We start from the raw sequence: 26137 nt of genomic DNA, 5'->3' as shown, positions 1-26137 counted from the left end.
GCATCGCCGGCGCCGTCCGCGGCAAGAAGGTCATCACGACCATGCCGGACCCGGCAGCGGCCAGGGCCCCGGACCTGCTCGACCGCGAGTTCGTCGCACCGGCGCCGAACCGGACCTGGGTCGCCGACTTCACGCACATCGCTGCCTGGGCGGGCGTTGTCCATGTCGCCTTCATCGTGGACACCTTCTCCCGCCGCATCGTCGGCTGGTCCGCATCGCTGTCGAAACAGACCCGACTCGTCCTGGACGCCGTGGACATGGGCCTGTGGCAGCGCGACCGAGACGGTCGTCCACCCATCCCCGGCGAGTTGGTGCACCACTGCGATGCCGGGTCGCCATACACATCATTTCGCCTCGCCGAACACCTGGACCCGGCCCGGATCGCGGCCTCGATCGGGTCCGTCGGCGACGCTTACGACAACGCGCTCACGGAGTCGACGATCGGCCTGTTCAAGACCGAGGTCATCAAGCCGCAGCGGCCACGGAAGACGCTGTCGCACGTCGAGCTCGCCACTGCCGAATGGGTCGACTGGTACAACCACCGCCGACTCCACGGTGAGATCGGGCACATCCCACCCGTCGAATACGAAGCCAACTTCTACCGAGCAACCACGAATCTCCAGGTCACAGCCAACATCTGAGATCTCTATGGAACCCGGAGCGGTTCAGAGAAGGACGTACCGAAGCCGTTGGCCACCGATGTGCGCTGACTTCGGGCGGCTGTTCGGTGTCCGCTCCGGTCGTGGGAGATCTCCCACGACCGGAGCGAGAACGGCCGGGGTGTCCTGGATCAGCCGGCGCAGAGGGTCAGGTTGATGGTGGCGCCGATGGACACGGTCTTCGGGCTGTGCGGGTCGACCGAGTGGACCGAGCCCGGCTTGCCGTTCTTGCCGCAGTCCACCTTGCTGACCGTGCCGAGCTTGAGCTGGCTCTTCAACAGCAGTTGCTTGGCGAAGTCCAGGTCGAGGCCCGCGAACTCCAGCGGGATCTTGCTGCCCTTCAGCAGCACGTTGGTGGCGTCGTTGCCGGTCGCGGTGGTCGCGGCGGCGGGCTTCGCGGCGTGGGAACCGTTGGTGGCGGCGGTGGCCAGGGCGGTGCCGCCGGCGGCCACGATCAGGGCGGCGGCGAGACCCGCTATGGCCGTGACGCGCTTGCGGCGGGTCTTGCGCACGATGCCGACGGTGTCGACGGACGGGGCGTCGGCGGAGTTCGCGAATTCGTTCATGGCGTTCACCAGTTCCTCTTCGAAGGATGTGTAACCGGTACGGCCGGAAGGCCGTGCATCGTGTGAAGTCATCGGTTTCCTTCCGTGGGCCGCTGCGGTGAAGGGCCGGAGAGCGCGGGAAACTGGCTTCTCAGCTTCTCGATCCCACGAGCGAGCTGGGACCGTACGGTACTCGCCGAGATGTTCAGATCGGCCGCGATCTCCGCGTCCGACAGATCGTGGAAGTACCGCAGGACCACGACCGTGCGCATACGCATCGGCAACTGCTGAAGAGCGCGGACGAGCTGGTCCCTGCTGTCTATCTGCCCGTACTCGTCCCCCGGAGCGGCCCGGTCGCCGCCGCTGTCGGGGTGCGGGGTAGTGCGGCGGAATCTTCGCCAGCGGTCGTTCGCCAGGTTCACCATGATCCGCCGCACATAGGCGTCGGGGGCGTCCTTGGCGGCGATCGTGCGCCACTTGCGGCAGGTCCGTTCCAGGGTTTCCTGGAGCAGGTCTTCCGCGGCTTCGCGGTTTCCCGTCAAGACGAGGGCGCCACGGAACAGGGCGGCGGACCGGGCGGCGACGAAAGCGGGAAAGTCCATGTCCAGCGACTCGGTCCCGCCGTGCTCGACGCCCAGCTTCCACTCGGTTGCCAGATCCACACGCTTCTCCCTTCCTGTCACGCCTCCTCAACGGGGAAGCCCCTTCATCTGCTGCACGGGGGGAGATGAGAGCTGGGTCACAGCGGGCGGGGCGGGGTGCACCGAGACCGGGCTACGGGAACTGTTCGCCCGCCTGGGGCGCAGGGGAAAGTCCTGGTCGTGGTACCTCCGCCCTCGCCCAGCGCGCCGACGACCCCGAACGGGCCGTCGACGCCGCCTGCGACCTCCTCGAACACGGATGGGGCGCCCCGGCTCCGCGGTTCGGTGACGACCGCGCTCGGTGACGGCCGCGACCGACCTCGCCTTCGCCGATACGGCCGTCGTCCTTTCGGCCGGGACCCGATGGCCACAACCGGCCGTTGTGCCGAGGCAGTTGAGCACGCGGGAGAGGAATCTCTGAGGGGAACAGCCGGTAGGGTCCGGCCGTCACGGGAATCGAAGGAGCACCCCATGAAGCGCATCGTCATAGCCCTGGCCGCGGCCGCCGTGCTGGCGGCAGGCGTGGTGACGGCGTGGAACGTCTTCGACAACTCGTCGGTCGCCACCGCGGGCGGAGCGGATCACACGGTTCCGAGCACGGTGGTCGAGAAGCTGGCCAAGGAGAACTACGGCATCCCCTTCGTCCAGGACGGCCCGCAGTCCGTGAGCTGCCCGAGCGGGCTGCACGCGAAGATGGACTACACCGTGAGGTGCACCGCCGTCTTCAAGGGCGAGAGCAAGACGATGCTGATCTCCGTGACCGGAGTGCACGGCGACCGGGTGAGCTTCGACTACGGACTGGCGAAGTAGTCGAAGTAGGGAGAAGCGAGGGGAAGTCGGAGACCGGACGGCGTGGTCGGCGACTGGTTCAGCGGTCGCCGACCACGCCGCAGCGCCATGCCCAGGCCGCGATCTCCACGCGGTTCCGCAGCTCCAACTTGACCTGGATGTTGGTCAGATGGGACTTGACGGTGGAGAGCGAGACGCAGAGCTCGTCGCAGAGCTCCTGGTTGGTCCGTCCTTCGGCGACCAGCCGGACCACATCCAACTCCCGTTCCGTCAGCGGACCCGAGGACGCCTCGCCGGTGGAGGCGGTCCGCTGTTCGCCGATCCGCTTCAGCAGCCGTACGGTCACGGAGGGGGAGATCAGCGCGTCGCCGCGCGCCGCCGAGCGGACGGCCTCCACCAGCAGTCCGGGACCCGCGTCCTTCAGCAGGAACCCGCAGGCACCGTTGCTCAACGCCCCGTAGACGTAGTCGTCCTGGTCGAAGGTGGTCACGACCACCACGCGCAGCGGATCGACGGCCTTCGGGCCCGCGAGCAGCCGGGTCACTTCCAGCCCGTCGAGTTTCGGCATGCGGATGTCGACCAGGCACACGTCGGGCCGCAGCCGCCGGGCCAGCTCCACGCACTCCGCGCCGTCGGCCGCCTCGCCCACGACCTCGACACCGGGCTGTGTCTGGAGGATCAACCGGAAGCCCGTGCGCACCATTTCCTGGTCGTCGGCGATCAGGACCCGGATCGACGATCCGCCTGATGCGCTTGATCCGCTGGCGTTGGTCATGCGGGGGATCCTGCCACAGCCCCTCTCACCGGGAATTCCGCCGTCAGCCTCCAGCCGCCGTCCTCGGCCCGGCTCGCGTGGAGCGTGCCGCCGACCGCCTGGGCGCGTTCGGTCAGTCCGATGAGGCCGAGGCCGCCGCGCCCGCCGAGAGGTTCGGCGTTCGGAGTCGCCGGCCGGGCCGGCGGTGCGTTGTGCACCTCGACCCGAAGCCGCCGGGCGGCCACGCTGTCGACCTCGCCACCGTCGTCGTCCGACAGGGCGACTCGTACGGAGACGGACGGTGATCCCGGCGCATGGCGGCGTACGTTCGTCAGCGCCTCGCGTACGACGTTGCGCACGGAGGTCTCCACCTCGGGGGCCGGCCGTGCCTGCCGGGCCTCGGCGGCGACCTGGAGGGTGGCGGGGGTGTCGCGTTCGGAGAACGTGGCGACCAGTTCGCCCAGTTCGGCGTACAGCTCCCCCGGCCGCACCGGCCGTGTGGTGTCGTCGCGCAGCACGCGCACCAGCTTGCGCATCGACTGCAGGGTCTCGCCCCCGGCCTTCTCGATACCGCGCAGCAGCGGCTCCACCTGCTCGGGCGCGATCTCGCGGATCGCTTGGGCCGCCTGGGCCTGGACGACGATGCCCGTGACGTGGTGGGCGACGAAGTCGTGCAGTTCGCGGGCGAGTTCCAGGCGTTCATTCTGGCGTGTGTCGGTGACGGCGCGGCTTCTGCGGTCGTCGAGGCTGCGGAGGTAGGAGCCGATTCCCACGGCGCCGCCGGTGAAGAAGATCAGGAGGAACGAGAAGTAGACGTTGCCGCTCTCGTCGTCCATCCGCATCGGGGCCGCGATCACGGCGGAGGCGAGTGCGGTGCCCAGCATGGCGGTAAGCCAGGGCTGCGGTGTGTCTCTCATGGTGCGCACCAGCAGGAGCAGCAGGCACAGCGTCTCCAGCAGGCCCCAGTCGGCGATCAGCCACGGCTTCACGGACGTGAAGAGGGCGAGCGTCACCGTCCAGGACAGGAGCACCGCGGCACCTGCGCCCCAGGCCGTCGCGAGACGTCTGCCGGGCAACAGCAGCACGACGGCCGCCACGAGGCCCGGGGCAAGCCTGAACCATGCGCTGCCGCCTTCGAGTCCGGCGTCGGACGCGACGCCGGTCACGTCGACCACCCACAACAGCGCCATGACCACCCACAGTGCGGTGAGGGCGGTGCGGTGGGGCAGCGGGGAGTTCCGGGTGTGATCGTCTGTGTCTCTCGCGTCTGGCACATCTCGGAGCGTAGGGGCGGCCCCCGTCGTACGGCCTCGGCCGAAAGGACGACGCGGCGGCACCGAACCGGTCGGTCGGCCGAGGTGAAGGGACCTCGCAGAGGCGGAAGTTGGGGCACATGACCAACAACATCTCCTCTCCGCCGTACGTGTTGAGCGGCGTCGGACTGTCCAAGTCCTTCGGGTCCACCCACGCGCTCGACGGTGTGGACATCGCCGTGCGAGCGGGCGAGTCGCTGGCCGTGATGGGCCCCTCCGGGTCCGGCAAGTCGACGTTGCTGCACTGCCTGGCGAACATCGAGCGCCCGGACAGCGGCCAGGTGCTGCTGAACGGCGAGCGCATCGACCAGTTGCGTGAGCCGCACCGCAGCGAGCTGCGCCGTACCCGCTTCGGGTTCGTCTTCCAGTTCGGGCAGTTGCTGCCCGAACTGCCGGCCGTGGAGAACGTGGCGCTCCCGCTGATGCTCGGCGGTACCGCGCGCCGTGAGGCGGAGCGGCGCGCGCGCCAGTGGTTCGCGCCGCTGGGCCTGGAGGGCAAGGAGGACAGCCGTCCTGGCCAGCTGTCCGGCGGGCAGGCCCAACGGGTGGCGCTCGCACGGGCGTTGGTCGCGGGCGCCCAGGTCGTCTTCGCCGACGAGCCGACGGGCGCGCTCGACCAAGGCACCGGGCAGGACGTGATCCGGATGCTGACGGAGGTCACCAGGAGGCAGAACGCGGCGTTGGTCGTGGTCACCCACGACCGGATGGTGGCTCGCTGGTGCGACCGTACGGTGCAGGTGCGGGACGGGCGGATCGTACGGGACACGGAGGCTGACGCGGGCCCGGCCGGAACCGGCGCAACGGCCGACGTGACGTCCGCCGTGACCGGCGGAGTCGTGCGATGAGGACTGCGAGGCCCCTGGACCGCACCACCTGGACACTGACCTGGCGGCTGCTCCGCGGCGGCGGTCGGCTCGGCCGGCTCGGCGCCGGGCTGTCCGTCGCCGCCGCGGCGATCTGCACCACGCTGCTGCTCCTGTGCGTCGGCGCCAACCTGGGCTTCGGCTCACGCGCCGCGCACGCCGACTGGCGCACCCCTGTCACGGCCGGGCTCTCGCGCGCGGTGGCCGTCGAGGCGGTGGGCACCACCTTCATCGGCGGTGAGCCCGTGACCGTCGTCGATGTCGCGGCGCTGCCTGGCAGGAGCGGCGAGGCACCCGCGCCTCCGGGTATGCCGCACTTTCCGAAACCGGGCGAGGTATGGACGTCGCCCGCGCTCGGCAGGCTGCCCGGCAGCAGGAACACCACCGGCACGCTCGGCCGCGCCGCGCTGGTCAGGCCCGGCGAGAAGGTGGCCGTCGTCGGGCATCGCGCCGACGACCCGGCGATGACGGTGCAGCGCGGTACGGATCCGCGCCGTCCGGGGGACATCGTCACGCCCACGCCCGTCGCGGACTTCGCGGGGAAGCGCACGGCGGACGGCCTCGGTGCGCAGTACCAGGCTCTGGTGAAGATCGCCACGGCCTTGCTGATCGTGCCCCTGCTCGTGCTCGGTGCGTCCTCGGCCCGGCTGTCCGTCTCCCGTCGCGACACCCGGCTGGCCACGCTGCGGCTGCTGGGCGCGGCGCCGGGCCGGATCGCGGGTATCGCGGTGGCCGAGGCGGCGCTGACCGGTACGGCGGGGGCCGTCGCGGGCGCGCTGGGCTATGGGGTTCTGCTGCCGCTCGCGGCCGAGGTCCCCCTGGCGGGCGGCAGTTGGTACGTCTCCGATCTCTGGGTCGGTACGGGAGTCCTGCTCGCCGTAATCGCCGGCGTGGTGCTGATGGTGGCGGCCAGCGCGCTGGCGGGGCTGTGGCAGGTGGTCGTGGGCCCGCTCGGCGTCGTACGCCGCTCGCGCACTCCCCGTCTGAAGGCCGTACGCGCCCTGCTGTTCGTGGCCGTGCTGGCCGGCTACGGGCTGCTGTCCAAGGGCAGGTCGATGGACATCGACGCGGTGGTGTACTGCTGCGCAGCCGTCTTCGCCGCACTGTCCGTCATCGGTCCCTGGGTGGTCGGGGTACTCGGCGCTCTCGTCGCCGGGGCGGCGCGGCGACCGGCGACGCTCCTTGCTGGGCGCCGCCTGCTCGACGACCCCAAGTCCGGGTGGCGTGCGGTGTCGGCGCTGACCCTGGCGGCCTTCGTGGCCGGTTTCTTCGCGCTGTTCAGCCTCGGCGGCGACTCACCGTGGGGCAGTGCGGACCAGCTCGCGCTGTCCGTGCCGAAGGAGCGGGTCGCCGCCGTACGGCAGCAGGCAACCGCACGCCTGGAACGCGCGGGCATCCACGCCACCGTCGGCGCGAACGACGACTGGGTCGCCACCGGCGCGGGCGGAGACGGCGAGCGCCAGGTCACCACGACCGTCACCGACCCAGGCCGACTGGACGCGGCGCGCGGTGTGCTCACCGGCCTGGCGCCCGGCCAGTACCCGGTCACCGGTCCCGATGTCGCCTGGCAGTCGCGGCAGTTCGACCGCGACTTCCACCTCGTGACACTGGCCGTGCTCGGTGCGAGCTTCGCCATCGCCATCGCCTCCACGGCCATCACGGCCGCCTCCTCCGTCCTGGACCGCCGCCGCACCTACGGCCTGCTGCACCTCGCGGGCACGCCGTTGCGGGTCCTGGACACGGCCAGGCGTACGGAGTCGGTGCTGCCGGCCGCCGTGCTCTCGGGCGGCGCGGTGCTCACGGGGCTGTTCTGCGCCGCGCCGCTGACGCTCACCGGGGGCGCCCCGCACCTGGACGGCCGTAGCGCCCTGCTCCTCGCCGGTTGCCTGGCGCTGGGCTTCGCGGGTCTGGCCGGCGCGAGCGCGGCGAGCCGCCCGCTGCTGCGCACGGTCGCGGGAGAAGCGGGCCCGCGCCCGGACTAGCCGGAGCCGTGCCGCCGGCCTCGATCTCGACCTCGCCGACCGGTTGTGACGGTCACCCACGGACTCCATGAGCTCCACGGACTCCATGAGCTCCATGAGCTCCATGAGCTCCGTGAACTGCATGAACTCCTTGAATTCCTTGTCGCAAGAAGGTTCCCCCACACCATGCGCACCAAGCTCGATGCCGTCTCCGTCACCGCCGTGCTGGTGACGGTCGGCGCGTTCTCCGCGACCGCGCCGCTCACCGCGTTCGCCACCGGCTCTGCGCTCGCGCTGGCGCTCGGCCGTAACGCGTTGGGGCTCCTGACCCTCGGACCGGTGGTCGCGCTGATCCGCCGGCGCGAGTTCGGGAAGGTCTTCCGTGGCGAGCGCTCCCTCGTGCGCAAGGAGCAACGCCGAGGCGCTCTCCTGGGCGCTCTCGCTGGTACGGCGCTGGCCGCGCACTTCGCCACCTTCATGTCCAGCACCCGGATGACCAGCGTCGCCATGGCGACCGCCCTGGTCGCCACCCAGCCCGTCTGGCAGGCCCTCATCTCGACACTGCAGGGCCACCGGCTGCCGCGCGCGACCTGGGCCGGCCTCGGCGTCTCGGTGGCGGGCGCGGCGATCGCCGGCGGTATGGACGGGCGGGCGGGCACCGAAGCGGTCGTCGGTGACGCGCTCGCCCTCGCGGGCGCGATCGCACTCGCCGGCTACACGGCGCTCAGCGAACAGGCCCGCCCCGATGTCAGCACGATGGCGTACTCGGTGCTGTGCTCCTCGGTGTGCACGGTGGAGCTGCTGATCCTCTGCCTCGTCACCGGAACGCCTCTGTTCGCCTTCGACGCCGGCACCTGGCTCGCCGTGCTGGGCCTGCTGATCTTTCCTCAGCTGCTCGGCCTGTTCTCCCTCAATTTCGTCCTCGGCCGGGCGCCGGCCACGGCGGTGAGCATATTGCTGCTGCTGGAGGCACCTGTGGCCGCACTCATCGCCTGGCTGTGGCTCGGCCAACTGCCCGCCGCGACGGCGTGGCCGGGGCTGCTCATGATCATGCTGGGAGTGACCGCGGTGGTGGTCGCGGACGCACGACGCGCGGATCCGGCGACGGGCACCGTCACGGACATGGACACCACAGGCGAGGTACGTGGCCTCGTTGCTTTCCCACAGCATCCGCTCCTCGCCCTGAACCACATACCCGGTGGCGACATCCACGCCTTCCTCTGGCATGAAGCCCACGGGGGACGCTTCAGGGCGGTCGAGGCCACCGTGAGAAGGCTGGAGAACGAGGCCGTCCGTATCCATGGCGCCAAGTCCGCCGAGGCCACGCACTGGATCGAGGTACGCGCCGTCGTAGCCCGTATCGCAGCGGACCACGCCCTCTCCGCCCGGCTGTGGCTGACCGCCGCCCGGTTCCACGCCTCTTCGGCGCGCAGGGATCTTCCCAGCACACGCACCTGCCTCGAACATGCCTACCTGGAGTGGCACGGCGTGACGGACGACGACGTCATCGACGAACTGGCCGCGGAGCTACGGTCAATGGGCCGGCAGGACCCGTACTACAGCACGGAGATGCTTACCGCGCTGGACAGGCACCTGCTGCACAAGACCGTTCACTGCCGCCACGAGTGAGCGTCATCGCGCCGCACGAAGCTGTGCGGCCTCGTGCCGCAGCGCCCCCACGGTGGCCGTCACCTCGGGAGAGCGGTCGCGGGCCGTGACGGCGACGACGGCTCGGCCGAGCCAGGCGGGGTCGTCGACCCGGACGGTGCGGACTCCGGTGGGGACCGCGGCCGCGGCGACTTCGGGGAGTACGGCGATGCCGAGACCGGTGGCGACAAGGCCGAGGCGAGTGGGCCATTCGCGGGCGGCGTAGGCGATCCGCGGGTGGTCGAGGGTCGGCCAGGCACCGAACTGGGGGTCGTCACGGAGACCCTTGCCGACGATCCAGGGTTCGTCCCTCAGCTCGGTCACCGGGATGGTCCCGCGGCCGGCGAACCGGTGGTCGGCCGGGACGGCCAGCAGAAGGCCGCCGTCGAGGAGCAGGTCGCGGCGGAGTCCCTCGAAATCGTAGGCGGGCAGGTCCGGTCCCACACCGATCACCGCGACGTCGATGCGGTGAGCGCGGAGTTGGCGAAGCTGCGTGGGCGAGGACGCCTCGCCGAACTCGACGATCAGACCCGGGTGGTCGTTTCCCAGGCGGGCCAGTGTCCTGGGGACGAGCACGGCGGCGGCCGAGGGGAACGCCGCGATGGCGACTCGTCCGGTGACGTGGTCCCGAAGTCCGGCGAGGTCTGTGCTGACGGCGTCGATCTCATTGAGCGCCGTCGTGGCTCGGCGGGCGAGGAGCATGCCCGCGGGGGAGGGGGCCACCCCGCGGGCGCCACGGACGAACAGCGGTGCGCCCGCGGCTGCTTCCATCGCCGCCACCTGACGGGACACCGCTGACTGGGTGTATCCGAGTGCGTCGGCCGCCGCGGTGAACGATCCGGTGTCGACCACCGCCTGGACGACGCGGAGACCGGTGAGCGTGAAGTCGGCCATGCCGTCACCCTGACACATTCTGGAATCGCATGTCTTCTATGAAAGACCTTCGCTGGTGGAATGTCTCGATCGGCAACACGATGGAGTGGCAACAGCAGGCAGGCCACACAGGGAGCACCGGTCATGGCGAAGACGTGGTTCATCACGGGTAGTGCGAGGGGGTTCGGCCGCGAGTGGGCGGAAGCGGCGCTCGAACGCGGCGATCACGTCGCGGCGACGGCTCGGGACATCACCCAGCTGACCCCTTTGGCCGAGCGGTACGGGGATGCGGTGCTGCCGGTCCGGCTCGACGTCACCGACCGCGCCTCGGTGCATGAGGCGGTGCAACTCGCCCACTCGCATTTCGGTTCGCTGGACATCGCGGTCAACAATGCCGGGTACGGGCATTTCGGCATGGTCGAGGAGGTGAACGAGGACGACCTGCGGGCTCAGATGGAGACCAACTTCTTCGGTGCGGTGTGGGTGACGCAGGCCGTGCTGCCCTTCATGCGGTCGCAACGATCGGGAAGGATCCTGCAGGTGACCAGCGAGGGAGGCGTACGCGCATTCCCCGGCATCGGCGCGTACCACGCCTCCAAATGGGCTCTCGAAGGGCTGTCGGAGTCCCTGGCGCAGGAAGTGGCAGCCTTCGGCATCCACATCACCAACGTCGAGCCCGGTCCCTATGCCACGGACTGGCTGGCCCGCGGGGCACGGCACAGTGAGCCACACCAGGACTACACCGAAGTCCGCGCGGCCACCGCACCGGATTTCGAGGTCGGCGACCCGCGCGCGACCCGCGACGCCATTCTTCGGATCGTCGATGCGGAGCGGCCCCCGCTGAGGATCTTCCTCGGCAAGTCCTTCACCGACGTCGCCGGTCTCTACGAGGAGCGTCTGAACACCTGGCGCCAGTGGCAGCCGGTCTCCCTGGCCGCGTTCGGTTAAGACCGTGTCCTACGTGGCAGCGCGGTCGTGCCGGGCACCCCGCGCGACTCCCTGCACATCCTGGACGCGCTGTTGAACCTGGACGCCGGAGTGAAGCCGGAGATGGTCGTGACCGACAACGCCTGTACTCCGGCATGGTGTTCGGGCTGTTCACGATGCTGGGCTACAACTTCTCGCCACGCTTCAAGGACCTGAACGACCAGCGGTTCTGGCGGGCGAGATGCTCGGCGCGGAGACCGGCGGCTACGGTCCGCTGGAGGACCTGGCTCGCAACAAGGCGAACCCGCGTCGACATCCATGCCGCGAAGGTGGTGCACCGCGACCTTGGTGAGGGCGGCATGGGGCAGGTGTTCCTCGCCTTCTCATCCAGCGGGCAGCCGGCGGCAGTAACGTTCGAGGACCGGCTGCTGGACGAACTCAAGCGTGAGCCGGAACAGGCGCGCGGCGTCCAGCCGGTGCACGGCGGGCCAGTGGTTGGTGCCGTCGCCGACGTAGCCGGAGGTGCCGTGCTTGCGGGCGATGCCGACCAGGCTCGCGACGAAGCCGTGGTCGCCGTCACCATGCACCGTCGGCGGGAGGCGCACGCAGGAGGAGCGCACTCCCCGGTCCGCGAGGGCGAGTGCCACCTGTGCCGCGAGGGCGCGCCCTCCGCCGGGCAGGGACGGGTCGGGTACGTCGTCTTCCGTCGCGACCTCGCCGGGCGGGAGACCGGCCAGGCCGCAGGCGATGACCAGTGGCCGGTCGGAGCTGGCCGGGACTTCTCCGAACGTCTCTATCGCCCACCTCGACGACGGCCCGGCGCCTTCTGACCGCCGAGGCGATCGAGAACGCGGTCGAGGTCGCCCTCGCTCTGGGCGGCCCGGTCAACTGCATCCGCCATCTGACGGCGGTGGCGCAGGAGGCGGACCTCGACCTGGACGTCGTGGCGATGTTCGAGCGGAAGGGCAGGGACGCGGTCCAGCTGGCGGCTATCAGGCCCAGCGGCACGCACCAGGTCTGGGACCTGGAACGGGTCGGCGGTGCACAGGCCGCCCTGCGGGCGCTGCTTCCCCGCCTGAACGGTGCCGCCCTGACCGTCTCCGGGCATACGGCGGCCGACCTCGCCGAACAGGCACCCGCCCCGGACGGAGAGGTGCTGCGTCCCCTCGCGGACCCGGTGAACCCGAAGCCCGGTCTGCTGGTCCTGCGGGGCACCCTCGCGCCCGACGGCGCCATCGTCAAGGTGGCCGGAGTCGGCACCGCCCGCAGGCAGTTCTCGGGACCGGCCCGCGTCTTCGCCGGGGAGGACAAGGCGATCGCCGCCCTGGGCGAGTCCGCTCTGTCCCGGCGACGTGATCGTGCTGCGCGGCATGGGGCCGCGCGGTGGCCCGGGCACCGTGTTCGCGGCCAGTTTCGTGGCAGTCCTCAACGGCGCCGGGCTGGGCGGGCAGGTCGCCGCCGACGGCGAGCTCTCCGGCCTCAACCACGGACTGGTCGTCGGTCGGGTCATGCCCGAGGTGGCGGACGGCGGACCGCTCGCCGGCGTGCGGGACGGCGACCGGATCTCCGTCGACCTCGACGCACGGCTGCTCGACACCGACACTCCGCGAATCGGAGCTCCGGTCACCGCTGGCGACCCCCAGGCCGAACGAGGCTGGCTCGGCCAGTACGCCGCGCTCGTGGGTCCCATCCAGCAAGGGGCTGTACTGCGCCGCCCCCGCCACCCTGTGCAGGCCGGTCCGCACCCCCGAGGAGCCGAACGCTGACCAAGACTCCCTGGCCCGGTCCGCTCCGTGCCCCGAGCGGGAGCACGTGGGCGAACTCGTCGTACCGGACCGGCGATGGACTGCGTGTCGGTGCCGCTGGCGCACTGACACGCAGTCCACCCGGGCTCTCCTGGTACTGCTGCCCTACCTGGCCAGGCGGGCGAGCACCAGGTTGGGGTCCTTGGCGGTGTTCCAGGCGGCGCTCAGCACGTATACGGTGTCGCCGCGCAGGGCGATGGACGTGGGGTTCTGCAGACCGTCCGCCGAGCTCAGCACGGTGGAGTGGCTGCCGTCGCCCTGGACGACTGCGACCTCGTTCGCCCCGTCCAGGGCTGCGAGGAGCTGGTCGCCGCGGCCGGTGAAGGCGAAGTCGTCGATTCCCGGCATACCGTCGGCCCAGGTCTGCGCCTGGCCTGCGCGTCCGCCCCTCAGGACGGGGATGCGCAGGACGGTGCCCCGGTCGAGGTTGGTGGCCCAGACCGCGTCGTTGTGGACCTTCAGTCCGTTGGCGCCGAGAAAGCCGTTGGAGGCGAGTTCGGGGGCGGTGGACCAGGCGGTCGCGGTGCCGCCGGTGGTGGGTACCTTCCAGATGGTGCCGAGTACGGAGTCGGCGACGTAGAGGGTGTGGGTGCGCGCGTCCAGGGCCAGTCCGTTGGGCAGGCCGTCCGCCGGCAGCGCGGCGATCCGCTCGGGTCGGCCGCCGGGGCGCATCCTCCATACGCCGGTGAGATCGGCGGTGCCGGTGGCGTACAGGAAGTACAGGGTTCCGTCGTGGGCCCGGGTGAGGCCGACGGTCAGCGGGAAGCCCAGAGCGGGGGTGTGGACGCCGCCGTCGGCGGGTTCGGGCAGGGTGGCCAGGATCCGGACGGTGCCGGCCGGGGAGACCTCGGCGATCTGGCGGGCCTTGGCGAAGGTGACGTACGCGCGGCCGCCCGGGGCCAGGGCGACGTTCTCCGGCGTCTGGCCCTGGGCCAGGTCGAAGTGCGCGGCGATCCGCGCATCGCTCAGCGGCGCGGAGGCGGCGGAGGCGGGAGCGGGGCTGAGCACTGTCGCAGTGGCCGCGACCAGAGCGCCGACCGCCGCAGCGGATATGGAGAGCTTCTTGAACATGGCTTCTTTCTCGTCTTCGGTTCGTTTTCAGGCATGCGGCAGCGACACGCCGACGCATGAGCTGGGGTACGTGGGTTGTGCCTGCGGGGTGGTGTCCCGCGGGAGCCTTGAGGTAAGGCGGGTCAAGGCCGGGGAGCGGACGGGCGCCGGCTTGTCGACGCAACGCCCGGTGACGGCGTGGGTGTCAGCTCCTGTCGGTGCTGGGCCGTGGCTGCACAGCGTCGGAGGACAGGTCGGTCCGCACGGTGGCCTCGCCGGTGGCTTGAGCGAGCAGGGCGAGAGCGGCCCGGGAAGGCGAGCACGCCTCGGTGGTGGCGACCACGACGGCGGGGCCCTGCCCGCTGCTCATGGTCTGCTGGATGACGGTCAGCGGCCCGACCAGCGGATGGTGCATCTCGTAGTCGGCGACGGTGCAGGCTTTGACCCGGTGGTCGGCCCACATCAAGGCGAACTCGGCACTTTTCGCGCACAGTTCGCCCAGGAGCGCGTGCAGTGCCGCGTCCTCCGGGTACTGGGCCGCCACCAGGCGCAGATTGCCGACCACGGCCCTGGCCTTGCTCGGCCAGTCCGCGTACAGGTCACGGACATGGCCGTCGAGGAAGACCAGCCGGGCCATGTTGGGACGCTGCGTCGGCCGTCCAGGGGCATCGAAGTCCAGATGCCCGGCGAACAGCGCATGGCCCAGACGGTTCCACGCCAGCACGTCGCTACGCCGGCCGAGCACGATCGCGGGAACGTCGCCCAGCACGCCGAGGAACTGGCATGTCGACTCCGGTACCCGTTCCGGCGCCGGCCGTCGGCCCCGGGTGCGTTGCCTGTCGACTCGGGCGAGGTCGTGCAGGTACGGCCGCTCGGACTCGTCCAGCCGAAGAGCCCCGGCGATCGCATCCAGAACCTCGGGCGACGCGCTGAGCGACTGTCCCTGCTCCAGCCGCGTGTAGTAGGAGGTACTCACCCCCGCCAGCAGCGCAAGCTCCTCGCGTCGAAGCCCCGGCACCCGCCGGCGCTCCCCGTAGGTGGGCACCCCGATGTCCTCCGGGCGCAGCTGGGAGCGCCGCGTCTGCAGGAAGTCTCCGAGCTGCGTCTTTCCGTCCATGGCTCCGAGTATGGGCCGCCCCGCGAGACCGAGCCTGACCCAGCTGTGGATAGGCAACGGCGGGTCTGGTCCGTCGCTTCCCAAGCTGAGAGCGCGAGTTCGATTCTCGTCACCCGCTCCAGCAGAAACCTCCAGGTCGATGACCGGGGGGTTCTTTGTTGTCTGGACCGGTGGGCGGTTGCCGCACCACTAGCGCACCATTAGCCCGCTGATGACTCCTGCGTGTGGTGCGGGCGGCCGTCTTGGTGGTGCTCCTTGTGGTGCTTCGCACGCTCGGAGCGCACCATGCCGTCCAGCCCTGCGGCGACCTCCCGTTGCCGCTCGTCGTCGGAATGCTGGTAGATCATCGCGGCCTTCTCGGAGGACTGGCCGGCGCGGACCATGGTGTCCTTGAGCGTGGCGCCGGACCGCGTCGAGAGGGTGTGTCCGGTGTGACGAAGGTCGTAGAACCGGAAGCCGTCCGGAAGCCCGACGACCTCGCGGGCCCGCCGCCACTTCCGGCCGAAGGACGAGCGTCGGAAGGCCGCTCCCTCCTCGCCGGCGAGGAGAAGACCGTCGGGCCCCTTCTCGGCGTACCAGTCGAGGTGCTGCCTCAGATCCTTGTGGAGGAAGGCCGGGAGGACGACCGTACGGACACCCGCATCGGTCTTGGTCTCGCCGGGAGCCCGCTTGCCGTTGGTCCGCTCGGGCTCGGCGACGCGGACGCGGATCAGCAGGTTGTCGTGGTCGACGTCCCGGCGGCGGAGGCCGGCGAGTTCCTCGGGCCGCATCGGACCGTACGCGCCGAGGTAGACCATGAGGCGCCAGCGAATCCCGATCGCGTCGGCGAGGGCGTCGACCTGGGCGACGGTGGCGATACGACGTTCGGCGGCCGACTCCTTGCCCGCGCCCTTGATCCGGCACGGGTTGCGGCTGATCAGCTCGTCGTCGACGTCGGTTTCCATGATGGCTTTGACGAGCCGGTACGCCTTGGCGACGGTCGTCTTTGCACCGGTCGCCCGCAGCCGCTCAGTGCGCCACTCACGGACGCGAGGAGCGGTGATCTCGTCCAGGTCGAGGGCGGCGAAGGCGGGGAAGATGTGGACCCTCAGGAGGTCTTCGTGCAAGTCCACGGTACGGACGGACAGTTCCCGCTCTTCGACCCACTTCCTGGCGTATGTACGGAAGTTGACCGCTCCCGCGTCGGGGGCCCGCCAGTCGCCACGGGTGAGATCCGCCTCCACCTGGGACAGCCAGATCTCCGCGTCCTTCTTGGTCTCGAAGGTCTCGTCCGCGCGGATGCGTTCGTTGTCGGGCCCGAGGTAGGAAGCCGTCCAGCGGCCGGAACGGTACTGACGGACCGCGCCGAAGCGTCTGCGGTTGCCCTTCTTGTTGGCCATCAGGCAGCCCTCCGCACGACGGTGCGGCGAAGCCGGATCGGTTCGACGGTCCGGGCACCGGTGTACTCGTTGACCGCGCTCTCGGGGATGCGTACGTGTCGGCCGGCCTTCGCGTACCGGATGCGCCGTTCCTCGATCAGCCGCCGGGGGAAGCGCGCGGTCGTGCCGAGCAGCTCGGCGACCTGGTCGAGGGACAGGTAGCGGTCGCTCATGCGGTGGGCTCTCCTTCCGTGCCGGGGGCAGGTTCGCGGGATGCGGCGAGCCAGGTCTCGGCGGCGCTGAGGCCGGTGCCGGAGAAGACCCAGTGAGCGAGGACGTACGTCGTGTCCGGGCGAGGGCTGTTGGCAGTTGCCGCTTGGGCTCGGCGCCATTCGGCGCGGGCGTCGCGGAGGGCGCCGAGAGTCGTGGAGTAGCGACGGGATTTGGTGGAGAAGTGGCCGCGGAAGCCGAGCATGTGGGCCCAGGCGCGTAGGCGGAGGTGTTCGAGGTCTTTGCGTGCGCCGAGGGTCCAGGCGGTTCGGATGAGGCGGCGGGCGTGGTCGCTGATGTCGAGCTGGGCGAGTTCGGCGGCGAACTTCAGCGGCCGGTCGAGGGCGCCCGTGGCGGTCTCGGCGCCCTTGGCGGCGTACTTGGCGATGTGGGCGGCGACGGCGCGTTCGGTGAGTTCCTGGCCGTCGTTGAAGTCGGCGGATCGGATGGTGCGGACGTCGAGTTGGCGGCCGAAGGTGAAGGAGTGAGTGCGGCCGTCTAGGGACGGGCCGTCGACGCGGACCTTGGTCGCAGCGGCCTCGATGACGTCGGTGAGCAGTCCGGAGGTGGCCCATGCCGGGGGCGGGGTGTCGCCGTCTGTCGGGCCTAGGTTGGTTCGGGTGGGGGTTTGTCATCCCGTCTGCTGTCGTCCCAGGCAAAGCCGTATCAGCCCCGCCCGATACCACTGCGTGTGGGACGACGGCAGACGGGATGACAGAGAGACGAGGTGCGGGGCGTGCCAGGAAGCCTTTCCCGCCGAGCGACGTAACTCGGTGCTGGCGATGCGTCGTCGAGTACGCCCCCGGCAAGGCCGGCACCGGGGATGGCACGGTCCACCGAGTGATGACCACTTTGTGGATCCGGATAACGAGCAGGCCGAGCACGGTCCGCACGCGACGCCCGGAGCGGGAAGCCCTGCTTCCTTCGTCGCATCGGGTGACATCCACCGGCACGGCGTCCCCTGGGCGGCTGAGTCGTAGGGTCGGGTCCGGCGGCGACTACGGGCGGTGGTTCTGTGCGTCCTGTGTCGTGTCGTAGCGATTCCGGGCGGCGAGCACCTCGGGCATCTGGCGTTGGACCAGGTCGATCAGGTCCAGCAGGCGTGCCGCGGTCACCTCGCCCAGTTCGGTGAGTGTGTAGTCCACCCACGGAGGGTTCCCGGGCTGCGCCGAGCGGTGCACCAGGCCGTCGCGCTCCAAGGCGCGCAGGGTCTGCGACAACATCTTCTCGCTGATGCCGTCGACGCGCCGTCGCACTTCGTTGAAGCGCAGCGTGCCCGAGCTGAGCGCGCTGAGCGTCAGGCTGCCCCACTTGCCTGTGACGTGCTCCAGCGCCGGCCGCGAGGGACACGTGCGAACAAAGACGTCGAAGGGTCGCTCGCTACCTGCCTCGGTGTGCTCCTGTGCCGTTCCGTCACTGTGCATCCACAAAGCGTACCAACAGTTAGCACTTACTTTTAGATTGCGCTATCTAAAAGAACGTGCTTCGCTTGTGGGTATCGGCTCACCCCGGCGCCTCCCGTACCCGGGGTGACATGCATCGACCAGCACGCATCTACACGTATCTGTTTAAGGGGAAAGTGATCGTGACCACACCTGTCATCTCCATCGCCTACCACTCCGGCTTCGGCCACACCGCAGTCATCGCCGAGGGCGTCCGCGACGGCGCGGCCGCCGAGGGCGCCACTGTTCACCTGATCGACCTCGAGCAGATCTCCGACGAGCAGTGGAGCCTCCTCGACGGCTCGGACGCGATCATCTTCGGCTCGCCCACCTACATGGGTACCGCCTCCGCCGTCTTCCAGGCCTTCGCCGAGAAGACCGCAAAGCGGATGATCACCCAGCAGTGGAAGGACAAGATCGCGGCCGGCTTCACCAACTCGGCCTCGAAGAGCGGTGACAAGCTCAACGTCCTCCAGAACTTCACGGTCCTCGCCGCACAGCACGGCATGCACTGGGTCGCCCTGGGCCTGCTGCCCGGCTGGAACTCCTCAACGGGGTCGGAGAACGACCTCAACCGGCTGGGTTTCTTCCTGGGCGCCGGCGCCCAAAGCAACAATGACCAGGGCACCGAGGGCGTACACAAGGCGGACGTCGCCACCGCCAGGGAATTGGGCAAGCGCGTCTCCGAGGTCGCCCAGGTCTACGTGGCAGGCCGCACCGCACTGGCCGCCTGACGGCGGGTGCGGCCCGCCTGGGTCCTGCGCCGCGCGGACCTGACGACGTCCGTCCCGGCGATCACCGTCGCCCACGGCTTCGCAGGCCGCATCGGAATCGCCGACCTGCACCCCCGGCACGCCAGCCGCTGACAAGAACGGAACCAGACATGCCATTCGCAAACTTCAAGGTCCCCGCCGGCACCCTCGCCCCCGAACAGAAGGAGAAGATCATCCACCGCACAACAGAGCTCTACGTGGAGATCTTCGGCGAACGCGCCCGCGCCACCACCATGGTGCTGGTCGAGGAGGTCGCCGACGGCGGCTGGGGTATCGGCGACCAGGTGCTGACGCTCGCTGCGCTGCAGGGTGGCGGCGGGGGCGGGTCGGACGGGTCGGGTGGTGAGGTGTAGGGCTGAGGAGGTGAGCCGGTTCGCTTCGGGCGCGGCGGCGATCTCGCCTTGCCTGAACGGACCGTGCGTCGGGGCCGGCATGTTCGCGCTCGGATCCGCCGCCGACATTCGTTCGCGGCGACGATCTCTGGAGGCCGCCCCGGACACCCCGCATGCGCAACGCTTCTACGGGAAGTCCCCCGCGGGTGCATCGAGACCCGCGGGCATGTTCTTCCTCCTTCGGATCTATGGCTGACACGGTCGGGCAGGACCCCGTCTCTTCTCCTGTATGCCCCTGGGCGTACCTACGTCCGAGGCTCTCGGAGAGGCCGACGCACGGGCATGTCGGCACTTTGGGGGGCGCCTCAGGTGTCCCGAAGCGCCACTCGGGTAGCTGTAGTCGCGGCGGTGAGGCTGGAGGTGGGCGGGACGGCGGCCTGGGCGAAGGTGGGGCCGGCGGGCTACGATCCGGTCGGCCTTGGCGCGCGTGTATTTGGCAAAGGAGCTGTCGCAGGTGCCGAAGACCTCGTCGCCGCGCTTGAAGCGGGTCACCTTTGCGCCCAGCGCCATTGCAGCCCCGTAGCGGGGTCCTGGGCTTGCGGAGTCCGAAGCCGAGGCGGGCCAGATAGGGCAGGCCGGTCATGAGGTGCCAGACACTCGGGTCGACGCCCGCCGCGTGCACCCGCAGGAGCACTTCGTCGTCGCGGGGCTCAGGCACTCGATCTCTCGTCGTGACTCCGAGAAGTCGGCGGTACCGTAGCCGTCTTGGGCGATGGCTTTCTTCGATCCCCCATCACGATCCACGCGGGCGGGCGTGCCTGCGCCATGACGCGGTTGTGGGGCAGTGGAGACTCCGTGCCCACCCTTCGGCGGCGGGCTCTCAGGACCAGTTCCACACCTGGTTGACGCTGCCCGCGCATCCCCAGCCCTGTACCGGCTGGCCGTCCTGTCCTGAGGCGGGGGCATCGGCGTCGAGGCAGAGGCCGTCCGGGATGCTGACGAGCGTCCCGCCGCTGCCGAGCCGCCATCGCTGGGCACTGAGTCCGTCGCAGCTCCTGGCCTGGACCTTCTGACCGTTCTGGCCGATCGTGCCGGCGTCGGCGTCCAGACAGAGATGGCTGCCACGATTGACGACGAGGTACTGGGAGTCCTGGCCGGCCACGCGATACAGCGCCCATTCCTGAGCGGCCGTGGCATTGCACCCCCACACCTGGGCGTTCGACCCGCGGCTCTCGAGGCACCGCGCGACCGGGGTGGCGTTGACGCTCTCCGTCACCGTGACCGAGCCGGCCTGGACGACCCCGCGGGGTAGGCCGTACAGGAGTTTCTTGGTCTGCGCGTCGACCTTTCCGTCGGCGGTGAGGCCGACCTCGGTCTGGAATGCCTCAACCGCGGCGACGGTGGCCGCGCCGAACTCCCCGTCGACCGGGACATAGAGACCGTGGTCGGCCAGGAGAAGCTGCAGGGCCTTGACGCAGGCGCCGGTGGCGCCCGACGCGAGCTCGGCGGGGCATGCGGCGGTGCGGAGGTCCGCTGTCCCGGATTCCTGCCCGGTGGAGTCCTTCGTGGCCGCCTTGCTTGGCGACTTCTTGACCGTCTGGTCCGTCTTCGACGGGCTGGAGGTCGGTGTCTCTGTCTGTGAACTGCCGGGCGCGGAGGCTGAGTTGTCCGTCGCGATCGCCGACACGCCGGGTCCGTGGTCGGTTGTCGCGCTGGAGTGGCCCTGCGACAACAGCGCCGCGGTGACGGCCGCGGCTGCCACCACACCCGCCGCGGCAGCCGCCCCCACGATGAGCCTCCTGCGCTTCCTCGGAGCGGGCGTGGCAGGAGTGGCGGGTGTGACGGAGTCGGGGGGCGGGTCCACGGGCGGCGCGGAGGCGGCGGGGCGGTTGTCGCGAAGGGGTGCCCTCTGCGGCGCGGGCCGTGGTGGCCGCCCGGTCGGCGCGGGCAGCTGGTGGCCGATGGCGGTCCGGAACACCGTCTCCGGTGACGGGCGGGCTTCGGGTTCCTTGTTCAGACAGGTGTGGATGAACGCGGCCAGTTCCGTGTCGACGGCCGCGACCTTGTCGAGGACCTGTTTCTTCGGCGGTTCGAAGGCGACCCGGTGCAGGATGTCGACACCGGTGCCGTCGCCGAACGGTGCCTGTCCCGTGACGGCGTAGGCGAGGGCGGAGGCCAGCGCGAAGACGTCGGAGGCGGCGGTCACCTCCTTGCCCCTGACCTGCTCCGGGGACATGAAGGCGGGCGTTCCCACGTTCTGGCCGGTAACGGTGATCGAGGTGCCGTCGGTGGCTTGGACGACACCGAAGTCGATGACGCGGGCGCCGTCGGCGGCCAGGATCACATTGGACGGCTTGAGGTCGCGGTGGACGATCCCCGCGCGCCAGATGGCTTCGACCGCGCGCCCCAGGTCGGCCAGCAGTCGCCAGGCGGCCGGCGCGTCGATCGGTCCCCGCGCGTCGACGACTTCGGCAAGGGTGGGCCCGGGGACGTACTCGGTGGCCACCCACACCAGGTCCTCGTCGCAGCCGCTGCCGAGCAGCCGTACGATGTGCGCTCCCTGGACGCGGTCCAGCGCTCCGACCTCGCGTTCGAAGCGCTTGCGGAACTGGGGGTCCTCCGCGTATTCGGGGCGGATCACCTTGACGGCGGCCAGGCCCGACCCGCCGGTGGTGTCCTGGCCCAGATAGACCCGGCCCATCCCCCCGCTGCCGAGCACCGACATCAGGACGTACGGGCCGACCCGGACGGGGTCGTTCTTCCTGAGCGGTACCGGCGGCGGAGGTTCCATACCGGCCGCCGCGTAGGCGAGCGCGTTGGACCGGCTGAATTGGGGGACAGACATGGGAATCCCGGACTTTCGCGTGACATGTGCGACGTGTGGCGACTGATGTCTGGCAGCGTGAGAGTATCGCAACGGCCTTGTGGAAAAGGCGAGTTGATGTTCGATTCAACCTCGTGCCGACTCACCCGGCGACGCCTTGGCGATGATCACCTGCTGGATCTGGCCGGTGCCCTCGTAGACGTGGAACGGCCGAGCGTCACGGTAGCAGCGCTCCACAGCCACCCCGCACAGACAGCCCGCGTCGCCGTGGATCTGCACCGCGCGGTCCACTTTCCGGTCCGGCAGGGCGGGCGAGCCACAGGCGGCTGTCGGGATCGGTGACGACCTGTACGTTCACCCCGTGCCGGCGGTGCTGGTGCGAGTAGTCGGCCCGTCCGTCGCCGACCCGGTCGCCCTCACGGGTGACGATGAGCATGGTCACCCACTTCACGAGCGCATGCGGCAGGTCGAGTGCGGAAGGATTGCTGGGCAACGAGGCCCCCGGGCAGCGCGGTTGAGACGTCAGGTATCTCGATCAGCAGCCCCGGGGCCTCGCTCGTTGCGGTCTGTGGAGCGTCACCTGATCGGTGGCCGACTCGAAGGAGCTCACTGCCCCCGCCGCGGGACCTTACGCCGTGGGCTCGGACAACTCCCGGGCCGTTTGGAGCAGGGCCTTGGCGGGTGCGCTCACGTCATGTCCTGCGGGCACGGCCAGCGACAGCGCGAGGCTGGGCGCGTCGGAAGCGAGGGGGACCGCCCGGATCTCGTCCTCGGTGATGAACGACATCGGGCCGAGGGCTATTCCGAGTCCGTGTTTGACGAGGGAGGCCAGGCCGGCCGCGTCGCCGATCTCGTAGGCGATCTTGCGGGTGAGTCCGGCGCGGGCGAAGGCCGTGTCGGTCGCCAGGCGGTTGCCCCAGGTGGTCGGGGTCTCGATGAACGGCTGGTCCACCAGCTCCACCAGTTCCACCTGGTCGCGTTCGGCGAGAGGGTGGTCGGCGCGGCACAGCAGCTGGATCTTCTCCGACGCCAGGACGTGCAGGTCGAGTCCGGCCGTGGCTTCGGGCGGGAGGATCACGAAGGCGACGTCGAGGCGTCTTTTGCGCAGGTCTTCCGCGTGTCTGACGCTGCCGGCGGCCTGCACGGACACGGTCACGCCGGGGTGCCTGGCGCGGAACTCCGCGATGAGCAGGGCCGGATGGACGGCGATGTGCCGGGGGGTCTGGATCAGGCCGAGTCGGACCTCGCCGCGCAGTCCGCCGCGCAGCTGTTCGAGCACATGCTGGGCCTCCTGCGCGGCGGCGAGCGTTCGCCTGGCTTCGGGCAGGAACAGCCGGCCTGCTTCGGTCAGTTGCACGTGGTGGGTCGTGCGTTCGAACAGCTCCACCCCCAACTGCCGTTCCAGGTTCCGTACTGAGGCCGAGACCGCCGACTGCACTTTGTTCAGTCGGGCCGCCGCGCGGGTGAAGCTGGCCTCGTCCGCGACGACGACGAACGCCCTGATCTGCCGTAGCTCCATTGTCGACCCTTCATCGCGATCTGCGATAAGCGATAGCGATTGTATTCGTTTCCGATGTCATCCGGTCTGCTCGATCATGGTGCGGGGGAAGGCCATGAAGCCCGGCTTGACGGAACGGCCGGGGGTATCTCGAAGGAAGAGGCTCCTTTCATGACGCGAGTCGTTGTCGCTGCGTCGCCGATCTACGGGCATTTCGCGCCGATGTGTGGGATCGCCGCCGACCTGGTGCGGCGCGGTCATCAGGTCACCGTGACCACGGGCTCGAACTATCGCGGGGCGGTGGAGGCGGTCGGTGCTGAGTTCGCGCCGTTGCTGGGTGCGGCCGACTTCGACGGCGACGACGTGCCGACGCTGTTCCCGGAGATTCTCTCGATCGCGCCTGGGCCGGAGCAGATAGCTTTCGGGCTGCGGCACCTGTTCATCGATCCGGTTCCGGATCAGCACCGCACAGTGCAGGGGCTGCTCGCGGCGGCCGACGGCGAGCCGGTGGTGCTGTTGCACGAGACGGGATTCCTCGGAGCGTGGCCCGTTCTGCTCGGGGCGGCGGGGGCACGGCCGGCCGCGGTGGTCGGGCTCGGGGTGGTGCCGTTGACGATCAGCAGTCAGGACACCGCGCCGTTCGGACTCGGTCTCCCGCCGGACAGCTCGCCGGAGGGCAGGGAGCGCAACCGGGCGGCGAACACGATGGTGCAGGAGACGCTGTTCGGTTCGACGCAGGAGCACCTGGTGAAGGTGCTCGCCTCCTGCGGGGTGACGGAGCAGGCGCCGTTCGTCATGGACGGGATGTCACGCTTGCCGGACCGGTTCCTGCAGCTGTCGATCGCGCAGCTGGACTATCCGCGCGGCGACCTGCCGGACTCGATCCGCTACGTCGGCGCGTTGCCTGCCGGGGCGGGCCGGAAGGCGGAGCTTCCGACGTGGTGGGACGAGGTTGCGTCAGCACGCCGCGTGGTCGTGGTGTCTCAAGGGACCGCGGCGAACGTCGACTTCACCGAGCTGATCCAGCCGACGCTCGATGCCCTGGCCGATCTGGACGTGCTGGTGGTCGCGACGCTGGGGCGTGACGCCGAGCTGGAGAGGGTGCCGACGAACGCCCGCGTCGCTGAGTTCATCCCCTTCGACGATCTGCTGCCGCATACCGACGTCCTGGTGAGCAACGGCGGATTCGGCGGGGTGCAGCAGGCACTCGGCCACGGCGTGCCGATGGTCCTGGCCGGCCAGACGGAGGACAAGGCCGAGGTGACGGCGCGTGCCGCGTGGGTGGGCGCTGCGATCAATCTGGCCATGCAGCGCCCGGAGGCGCAGGATGTGCGGGCGGCGGTCGAGAAGGTGCTGACCGAGACGGCCTGTCGAGAGCGCGCCGCGGAGCTGGCGGCGGAGTACGCCCGGCACGACGCGCTGACCGCGATCCACGAAACCGTGACCGAACTCGGCCGGTAGACGGAGCGTTTTCAGCACGGCCGGCTGATCGCGGTGCCGGAGATCCGCAGCGGACTGCCTACGACACGATCACCTGCCCACGGAGAACGTGAACGGATGAGCGACGACATCGGTGGCGGACCGGGAGCCGGAGTCCATGGCCGAGGCCGATGCGGTGGTGGCGAGGGCGGCAGACGCGCCTACGCTGCTGGAGAAGACGCCGAGGGCCAGCGATGCCGTGGCGGTTGCACCGGCCGCCATGAGTACGCGGCGGTTGATTGTGCGGCGCGGTCATCACTTCCGCGACAGGCGCCTAGCTCCGGCCGTCCGCCCCGTCCCGTGAGGATCCCGGAGCCTCGGTGCGCCCCGCCTGCCGCACGGTCGGAACAACGGTCGGAACACCGGCCTGGGCGAGGAGGCATAGGGCTGCGGCTGACGTGGTACCGGCGTCGGCGGTCGCCACGACGATGCGCTGGCCCTCCTCCTGCGGGACGTTCAGGGTCTGGAGGTTGAGCTGCATGTGGCCTACGAGCGGATGGTGCATGCGGTACGTCGCGAGGTCCCACTTCCGCACCCGGTGCTCGGACCACATCGTGGCGAACTCCGTGCTCTTCATGGCCAGTTCACCGATCAACGTGGCCAGCCGGGGATCGTCCGGATGCTGCCCGGCGGCCAGCCGCAGCTTCCCCACCACGTCCCTGGCCTTCTTCGGCCAGTCCACGTCGTACAGGTCCCGGGTGTGTGCGTCAAGGAAGACCAGGCGGGCCGTGTTCGGGCGCTGGTCGGGCTGATCGGGGATGCGCGGGTCCAGATGCCCGGCGAACAGTGCGTGTCCCGTGCGGTTCCAGGCCAGTACGTCGCTGCGGCGCCCGAGTACGACCGCGGGCGCGTCGCCGAACGCGTCGAGCAGCTGCCGGGTCGTGTCACTCGCCCGCTCGGGCGCGGGCCTGCGCCGGGTGCCGGTGCGGCGCGAGGCGCGGGCCAGGTCGTGGAGATGGGCCCGCTCCACCTCGTCAAGGCCGAGGGCACGGGCCAGCGCGTCCAGCACCTCCGGTGACGCGTTGAGCGAGAGCCCCTGTTCCAGCCGCGTGTAGTAGGACAGGCCCACCCCGGCGAGTTGTGCCAGCTCGTCGCGGCGCAGCCCCGGTACGCGACGGCGCTCTCCGAAATCCGGGAGTCCCACGTCCGTCGGCTGCAACTGCGACCGGCGGGTCTTGAGGAACTCCCCCAACCGCGGCTTCTTGTCCATGCGTCGA

27 protein-coding genes and 4 pseudogenes are annotated in these 26137 nt (G+C 70.1%); 13 read left to right on the top strand and 18 right to left on the bottom strand.

Annotation, left to right across the window (positions count from 1 at the left end):
- On the top strand, positions 1 to 641 hold a 641-nt coding region (locus ACIRR9_RS37365), incomplete at its 5' end, for an IS3 family transposase (RefSeq protein WP_403761389.1).
- Between the two features lie 149 nt (positions 642 to 790).
- Here ACIRR9_RS37365 and ACIRR9_RS37360 read toward each other — a convergent pair.
- Both ACIRR9_RS37360 and ACIRR9_RS37355 read right to left on the bottom strand, forming a co-directional pair.
- Entirely contained in the window at positions 791 to 1225 is a 435-nt protein-coding gene (locus ACIRR9_RS37360) for a hypothetical protein (RefSeq protein ID WP_403761387.1), read from the bottom strand.
- 68 nt (positions 1226 to 1293) lie between these two features.
- Entirely contained in the window at positions 1294 to 1866 is a 573-nt protein-coding gene (locus ACIRR9_RS37355; RefSeq protein ID WP_403761384.1) for a SigE family RNA polymerase sigma factor, read from the bottom strand.
- 450 nt (positions 1867 to 2316) lie between these two features.
- Here ACIRR9_RS37355 and ACIRR9_RS37350 point away from each other — a divergent pair, with 450 nt between their 5' ends.
- A complete protein-coding gene (locus tag ACIRR9_RS37350) occupies positions 2317 to 2655 on the top strand; it encodes a DUF4333 domain-containing protein (RefSeq protein WP_403761381.1) in 339 nt (112 codons plus the stop codon).
- 58 nt (positions 2656 to 2713) lie between these two features.
- On the opposite strand, the gene ACIRR9_RS37345 is transcribed toward ACIRR9_RS37350, so the two are convergent.
- Positions 2714 to 3409 carry a response regulator gene (locus ACIRR9_RS37345; protein ID WP_403761379.1) on the bottom strand — a complete coding sequence of 232 codons (696 nt, stop codon included), beginning with the start codon at positions 3407 to 3409 and terminating at the stop codon, positions 2714 to 2716.
- Positions 3406 to 4662, bottom strand: a complete 1257-nt coding sequence (locus ACIRR9_RS37340) for a sensor histidine kinase (protein WP_403761377.1) — start codon at positions 4660 to 4662, stop codon at positions 3406 to 3408. Before ACIRR9_RS37340 ends, ACIRR9_RS37345 begins: the two co-directional genes overlap by 4 nt.
- Positions 4663 to 4781: 119 nt before the next feature.
- Here ACIRR9_RS37340 and ACIRR9_RS37335 point away from each other — a divergent pair, with 119 nt between their 5' ends.
- The 3 genes from ACIRR9_RS37335 to ACIRR9_RS37325 all read left to right on the top strand — a co-directional run bounded on the left by ACIRR9_RS37335 (position 4782) and on the right by ACIRR9_RS37325 (position 9154).
- Positions 4782 to 5546 (top strand): ABC transporter ATP-binding protein, encoded by a 765-nt coding sequence (locus ACIRR9_RS37335; RefSeq protein ID WP_403761374.1) that lies wholly within the window; start codon positions 4782 to 4784, stop codon positions 5544 to 5546.
- Positions 5543 to 7546: an ABC transporter permease gene (locus ACIRR9_RS37330; RefSeq protein WP_403761372.1), complete on the top strand. Its 2004-nt coding sequence runs from the start codon at positions 5543 to 5545 to the stop codon at positions 7544 to 7546. The genes ACIRR9_RS37335 and ACIRR9_RS37330 overlap by 4 nt, the downstream gene beginning before the upstream one ends.
- A 165-nt stretch (positions 7547 to 7711) precedes the next feature.
- On the top strand, positions 7712 to 9154 hold the full coding sequence (locus tag ACIRR9_RS37325) for a DMT family transporter (RefSeq protein ID WP_403761369.1): 1443 nt from the start codon (positions 7712 to 7714) through the stop codon (positions 9152 to 9154).
- A gap of 3 nt (positions 9155 to 9157) precedes the next feature.
- Here ACIRR9_RS37325 and ACIRR9_RS37320 read toward each other — a convergent pair whose 3' ends face one another.
- Positions 9158 to 10066, bottom strand: coding sequence for a LysR family transcriptional regulator (locus ACIRR9_RS37320; protein WP_403761367.1), 909 nt, complete (start codon positions 10064 to 10066; stop codon positions 9158 to 9160).
- 123 nt (positions 10067 to 10189) lie between these two features.
- Here ACIRR9_RS37320 and ACIRR9_RS37315 point away from each other — a divergent pair, with 123 nt between their 5' ends.
- A complete protein-coding gene (locus ACIRR9_RS37315) occupies positions 10190 to 10993 on the top strand; it encodes an SDR family NAD(P)-dependent oxidoreductase (protein ID WP_403761364.1) in 804 nt (267 codons plus the stop codon).
- A gap of 15 nt (positions 10994 to 11008) precedes the next feature.
- Positions 11009 to 11276: pseudogene (locus ACIRR9_RS37310) on the top strand (Tn3 family transposase); the annotation flags it as partial.
- Positions 11277 to 11355: 79 nt separating this feature from the next.
- On the opposite strand, the gene ACIRR9_RS37305 reads toward ACIRR9_RS37310, so the two are convergent.
- On the bottom strand, positions 11356 to 11619 hold the full coding sequence (locus tag ACIRR9_RS37305) for a hypothetical protein (RefSeq protein WP_403761362.1): 264 nt from the start codon (positions 11617 to 11619) through the stop codon (positions 11356 to 11358).
- Between the two features lie 107 nt (positions 11620 to 11726).
- Between ACIRR9_RS37305 and ACIRR9_RS37300 the strand changes: the two are divergent.
- Together ACIRR9_RS37300 and ACIRR9_RS37295 are read left to right on the top strand one after the other, a co-directional pair.
- A pseudogene (locus ACIRR9_RS37300) lies at positions 11727 to 12242 on the top strand (dihydroxy-acid dehydratase); the annotation flags it as partial.
- Positions 12243 to 12324: 82 nt separating this feature from the next.
- Complete coding sequence (locus ACIRR9_RS37295) at positions 12325 to 12738, top strand: dihydroxy-acid dehydratase (RefSeq protein ID WP_403761359.1); 414 nt, start codon at positions 12325 to 12327, stop codon at positions 12736 to 12738.
- Positions 12739 to 12882: 144 nt separating this feature from the next.
- Here the strand turns inward: ACIRR9_RS37295 and ACIRR9_RS37290 are convergent, their stop codons facing one another.
- The 6 genes and pseudogenes from ACIRR9_RS37290 to ACIRR9_RS37265 all read right to left on the bottom strand — a co-directional run bounded on the left by ACIRR9_RS37290 (position 12883) and on the right by ACIRR9_RS37265 (position 17996).
- Positions 12883 to 13848 (bottom strand): SMP-30/gluconolactonase/LRE family protein, encoded by a 966-nt coding sequence (locus tag ACIRR9_RS37290; protein WP_403761356.1) that lies wholly within the window; start codon positions 13846 to 13848, stop codon positions 12883 to 12885.
- Between the two features lie 184 nt (positions 13849 to 14032).
- Positions 14033 to 14944: a helix-turn-helix domain-containing protein gene (locus ACIRR9_RS37285; RefSeq protein WP_403761353.1), complete on the bottom strand. Its 912-nt coding sequence runs from the start codon at positions 14942 to 14944 to the stop codon at positions 14033 to 14035.
- 200 nt (positions 14945 to 15144) lie between these two features.
- Entirely contained in the window at positions 15145 to 16323 is a 1179-nt protein-coding gene (locus ACIRR9_RS37280; protein WP_403761350.1) for a tyrosine-type recombinase/integrase, read from the bottom strand.
- Positions 16323 to 16535 (bottom strand): excisionase family DNA-binding protein, encoded by a 213-nt coding sequence (locus tag ACIRR9_RS37275; protein ID WP_403761348.1) that lies wholly within the window; start codon positions 16533 to 16535, stop codon positions 16323 to 16325. The genes ACIRR9_RS37280 and ACIRR9_RS37275 overlap by 1 nt, the downstream gene beginning before the upstream one ends.
- Positions 16532 to 17179 (bottom strand): annotated as a pseudogene (locus tag ACIRR9_RS37270) (replication initiator); the annotation flags it as partial. The gene ACIRR9_RS37275 and the pseudogene ACIRR9_RS37270, both read right to left, overlap by 4 nt.
- Positions 17180 to 17570: 391 nt before the next feature.
- A complete protein-coding gene (locus ACIRR9_RS37265) occupies positions 17571 to 17996 on the bottom strand; it encodes a winged helix-turn-helix transcriptional regulator (RefSeq protein WP_403761345.1) in 426 nt (141 codons plus the stop codon).
- 161 nt (positions 17997 to 18157) lie between these two features.
- Between ACIRR9_RS37265 and ACIRR9_RS37260 the strand changes: the two genes are divergently transcribed.
- The 3 genes from ACIRR9_RS37260 to ACIRR9_RS37250 are packed head-to-tail and all read left to right on the top strand — an operon-like array spanning position 18158 to position 19140.
- A complete protein-coding gene (locus ACIRR9_RS37260) occupies positions 18158 to 18748 on the top strand; it encodes a flavodoxin family protein (RefSeq protein ID WP_403761342.1) in 591 nt (196 codons plus the stop codon).
- Positions 18749 to 18754: 6 nt separating this feature from the next.
- Entirely contained in the window at positions 18755 to 18880 is a 126-nt protein-coding gene (locus ACIRR9_RS37255) for a hypothetical protein (RefSeq protein ID WP_403761339.1), read from the top strand.
- A gap of 17 nt (positions 18881 to 18897) precedes the next feature.
- Positions 18898 to 19140: a tautomerase family protein gene (locus tag ACIRR9_RS37250; RefSeq protein ID WP_382726866.1), complete on the top strand. Its 243-nt coding sequence runs from the start codon at positions 18898 to 18900 to the stop codon at positions 19138 to 19140.
- Positions 19141 to 19999: 859 nt separating this feature from the next.
- Here the strand turns inward: ACIRR9_RS37250 and ACIRR9_RS37245 are convergent.
- From ACIRR9_RS37245 to ACIRR9_RS37230, 4 genes and pseudogenes are all read right to left on the bottom strand, one after another.
- Positions 20000 to 21964 carry a protein kinase gene (locus ACIRR9_RS37245; protein WP_403761336.1) on the bottom strand — a complete coding sequence of 655 codons (1965 nt, stop codon included), beginning with the start codon at positions 21962 to 21964 and terminating at the stop codon, positions 20000 to 20002.
- A 105-nt stretch (positions 21965 to 22069) separates the two neighbouring features.
- Complete coding sequence (locus ACIRR9_RS37240; RefSeq protein WP_403761333.1) at positions 22070 to 22234, bottom strand: acyl-CoA dehydrogenase family protein; 165 nt, start codon at positions 22232 to 22234, stop codon at positions 22070 to 22072.
- Positions 22235 to 22238: 4 nt separating this feature from the next.
- Positions 22239 to 22436: pseudogene (locus ACIRR9_RS37235) on the bottom strand (hypothetical protein); the annotation flags it as partial.
- A 135-nt stretch (positions 22437 to 22571) separates the two neighbouring features.
- The gene (locus ACIRR9_RS37230) at positions 22572 to 23462 is read right to left on the bottom strand and encodes a LysR family transcriptional regulator (protein ID WP_403761330.1); all 891 of its coding nucleotides are present in this window, start codon (positions 23460 to 23462) and stop codon (positions 22572 to 22574) included.
- A 54-nt stretch (positions 23463 to 23516) separates the two neighbouring features.
- Here ACIRR9_RS37230 and ACIRR9_RS37225 point away from each other — a divergent pair, with 54 nt between their 5' ends.
- Positions 23517 to 24902 (top strand): nucleotide disphospho-sugar-binding domain-containing protein, encoded by a 1386-nt coding sequence (locus tag ACIRR9_RS37225; protein WP_403761327.1) that lies wholly within the window; start codon positions 23517 to 23519, stop codon positions 24900 to 24902.
- A gap of 69 nt (positions 24903 to 24971) precedes the next feature.
- Here ACIRR9_RS37225 and ACIRR9_RS37220 read toward each other — a convergent pair whose 3' ends face one another.
- Complete coding sequence (locus ACIRR9_RS37220; protein ID WP_403761324.1) at positions 24972 to 25142, bottom strand: hypothetical protein; 171 nt, start codon at positions 25140 to 25142, stop codon at positions 24972 to 24974.
- A 52-nt stretch (positions 25143 to 25194) separates the two neighbouring features.
- Positions 25195 to 26130, bottom strand: a complete 936-nt coding sequence (locus tag ACIRR9_RS37215) for a helix-turn-helix transcriptional regulator (protein ID WP_403761321.1) — start codon at positions 26128 to 26130, stop codon at positions 25195 to 25197.
- Positions 26131 to 26137 lie beyond the last annotated feature (7 nt).

This window comes from Streptomyces sp. NPDC101234, from assembly GCF_044767525.1.
Classification (GTDB): domain Bacteria; phylum Actinomycetota; class Actinomycetes; order Streptomycetales; family Streptomycetaceae; genus Streptomyces; species Streptomyces sasae.
The sequence above is the reverse complement of the archived record's forward strand: the minus strand, read 5'-3'. Positions and strand labels throughout refer to the sequence as shown.

Coding starts and splice junctions, on each gene's coding strand:
- ACIRR9_RS37360 (WP_403761387.1), bottom strand. CDS start 1,225: ATGAACGAATTCGCGAACTCCGCCGACGCCCCGTCCGTCGACACCGTC.
- ACIRR9_RS37350 (WP_403761381.1), top strand. CDS start 2,317: ATGAAGCGCATCGTCATAGCCCTGGCCGCGGCCGCCGTGCTGGCGGCA.
- ACIRR9_RS37345 (WP_403761379.1), bottom strand. CDS start 3,409: ATGACCAACGCCAGCGGATCAAGCGCATCAGGCGGATCGTCGATCCGG.
- ACIRR9_RS37335 (WP_403761374.1), top strand. CDS start 4,782: ATGACCAACAACATCTCCTCTCCGCCGTACGTGTTGAGCGGCGTCGGA.
- ACIRR9_RS37330 (WP_403761372.1), top strand. CDS start 5,543: ATGAGGACTGCGAGGCCCCTGGACCGCACCACCTGGACACTGACCTGG.
- ACIRR9_RS37325 (WP_403761369.1), top strand. CDS start 7,712: ATGCGCACCAAGCTCGATGCCGTCTCCGTCACCGCCGTGCTGGTGACG.
- ACIRR9_RS37320 (WP_403761367.1), bottom strand. CDS start 10,066: ATGGCCGACTTCACGCTCACCGGTCTCCGCGTCGTCCAGGCGGTGGTC.
- ACIRR9_RS37315 (WP_403761364.1), top strand. CDS start 10,190: ATGGCGAAGACGTGGTTCATCACGGGTAGTGCGAGGGGGTTCGGCCGC.
- ACIRR9_RS37290 (WP_403761356.1), bottom strand. CDS start 13,848: ATGTTCAAGAAGCTCTCCATATCCGCTGCGGCGGTCGGCGCTCTGGTC.
- ACIRR9_RS37285 (WP_403761353.1), bottom strand. CDS start 14,944: ATGGACGGAAAGACGCAGCTCGGAGACTTCCTGCAGACGCGGCGCTCC.
- ACIRR9_RS37280 (WP_403761350.1), bottom strand. CDS start 16,323: ATGGCCAACAAGAAGGGCAACCGCAGACGCTTCGGCGCGGTCCGTCAG.
- ACIRR9_RS37275 (WP_403761348.1), bottom strand. CDS start 16,535: ATGAGCGACCGCTACCTGTCCCTCGACCAGGTCGCCGAGCTGCTCGGC.
- ACIRR9_RS37265 (WP_403761345.1), bottom strand. CDS start 17,996: ATGCACAGTGACGGAACGGCACAGGAGCACACCGAGGCAGGTAGCGAG.
- ACIRR9_RS37250 (WP_382726866.1), top strand. CDS start 18,898: ATGCCATTCGCAAACTTCAAGGTCCCCGCCGGCACCCTCGCCCCCGAA.
- ACIRR9_RS37245 (WP_403761336.1), bottom strand. CDS start 21,964: ATGTCTGTCCCCCAATTCAGCCGGTCCAACGCGCTCGCCTACGCGGCG.
- ACIRR9_RS37230 (WP_403761330.1), bottom strand. CDS start 23,462: ATGGAGCTACGGCAGATCAGGGCGTTCGTCGTCGTCGCGGACGAGGCC.
- ACIRR9_RS37225 (WP_403761327.1), top strand. CDS start 23,517: ATGTCATCCGGTCTGCTCGATCATGGTGCGGGGGAAGGCCATGAAGCC.
- ACIRR9_RS37220 (WP_403761324.1), bottom strand. CDS start 25,142: ATGGCGGCCGGTGCAACCGCCACGGCATCGCTGGCCCTCGGCGTCTTC.
- ACIRR9_RS37215 (WP_403761321.1), bottom strand. CDS start 26,130: ATGGACAAGAAGCCGCGGTTGGGGGAGTTCCTCAAGACCCGCCGGTCG.